The sequence below is a fragment of the Endozoicomonas sp. ALB115 genome, assembly GCF_049310245.1.
Classification (GTDB): Bacteria; Pseudomonadota; Gammaproteobacteria; order Pseudomonadales; family Endozoicomonadaceae; genus Endozoicomonas.
Window position 1 is genome coordinate 1 of record NZ_JBLYZG010000171.1, and the last position, 1,897, is coordinate 1,897.

Annotated in this window: 2 protein-coding genes; both read right to left on the reverse strand. The window is 49.1% G+C overall.

The features are described 5' to 3' along the window. A partial coding sequence (locus ACO6VE_RS24395; RefSeq protein ID WP_422464091.1) for a hypothetical protein occupies positions 1-362 on the reverse strand: 362 nt, incomplete at its 3' end. A 156-nt stretch (positions 363-518) separates the two neighbouring features. Further along, the coding region (locus ACO6VE_RS24400) for a DUF1601 domain-containing protein (protein WP_422464093.1) at positions 519-1,897 on the reverse strand (1,379 nt) is incomplete at its 5' end.

The window sequence follows — 1,897 nt, forward strand, 5'->3', positions numbered from 1 at the left end:
TTAGCAGCTGATGTGTATCTTTTAATTGAATCAGCATACAGACCGTGATGTCTCCCATCATAGCGATCACCGAAACGATAAGATTTACTCACCAGATCATCCATTATTTCCTGTTTGATGAGCGCATTAAAATCTTGAGCAGGGTTTACTGAGCGGCGCTGTAGATGTTGAGAAGAGCGTGCGCCAGAAGAATGGTAAAATTCATTACGCCCCGGGGTAGAGCGGGGGGTATTATGCCGCTGTCTGACTGTACTCTGTCTATATCGCCCATGCCTTGAAGAAGTGGCGTGGTTATTCGGTTGGGTGTAATCATTACCTGGTCTTGCGTATTTGCCACTGAAATCAACAGAGGTTCTATCCATAATTATATTTCATTAATTCATGAGAATATAAAAAGCAGACTGCGGTTCTGTTCAGAAGTTCATTTTGTTGAACGGTTTATAAACGCAAGTGGTTGGAGGAGAGCATCTACTCTGAATTGTGAAAACGGTTCCTGAGTCACGATGGCAGGGAAACGATTACTGGCTGTTTGTTCTCTTCTTTATTTGGTCAATAAATGGTTTCATTACATCCTGGCTGCAAAGTCGGTTAACCGGGATTTCAATGACCTCAAATCCTGATTTTTGCAGCAGTGCGATTTTCAGCAGAGTCGAACCCTTCCTTGTTTTGAAATCACCATTCACGTAATGAGACGATCCCTGAACTTCAATCACCATGTTGTGATCTGGCAGTAACAGGTCAACCGGAGGTAATGAGTTCAGACTCTTTTCTTCTTCAATCTTCAAAGAGGGCATGCATGATTGGAGTTGATTGCAAAAGTCAGCCTGATGTTTTGAAATGGTTGTCTGGTAATGGGGGGTGAACGGACACGCTCTGCCAAGCCAACTTGAGGCCATGATCATGATGGATTGGCCCTCTTCATTATCTGGCGAGTTATTTTCCAGGCGAGTCAACAGGTCATCCATGAGCTTTTCAAGTACGTCATTTTTATTGGCATTGGCGACTAGAGACAACCTGGCACAGCATACCATGACTCCCCAGAGAGACATCGATATCTCATTCTGAGTAAACTGAAGGTTATTACTGATTCGATAGACAAGCGATTCGAACGCAGAGGTAGCCACGTTCAGCTCAATGAGTTCACCCAGTTTGGCCGTGGCCCACAGCAGGTTGGCAATATCCCGGGCATTAAATTGGTCTTCCTGTGCGTTCACCCGGTGCAACAGCGCGGCCACGGCCTCGTAGAGCCCTGGTGTTTGCTCCTGCCCGTTATCCACCAGTTTTGCCATGGCCCATAGCAGGTTGGCGATTTCCTGTGGGTTAAAGTTAGCTTTTTGTCCGATCACGCAGGTCAACAGCGCAGCCACCGCTTCGTTGAACTCTGGTGTCTGCCTGTACCTGTTGTCTACCAGTTTCGCCATGGCCCACAACAGGTTGGCGATACCCTGTGGTTTAAAGTCAGCTTTCTGTACTTTCACGTGGGGCAGTAGCGTGGCCACGGCCTCGTTGAGCCCGGGTGTCGGCTTCTGCTCGTTGTCCACCAGTTTTGCCATGGCCCACAGCAGGTTGGCGATATCCCGGACATTAAATTGGTCTTTTTGTGCGTTCACGCTGGGCAACAGTGCGGCTACGGCCTCGTTGAGCTCTGGTGTCTGTTCCTGCCCATTGTCCACCAGTTTCGCCATGACCCACAGCAGGTTGGCAACATGCTGGGCATTAAACTGGTCTTTTTGTGCTTTCACGTGGGGCAACAAGGCGGCCACGGCCTCGTTGAGCACTGGTGTCCGCTCCTGCCCGATGTCCAACAGTTTCGCCATGGCCCACAACAGGTTGGCGATTCCCTGGGCATTAAATTGGTCTTTCTGTGCGTTCACGAGAGGCAACAGGGCGGCCACGG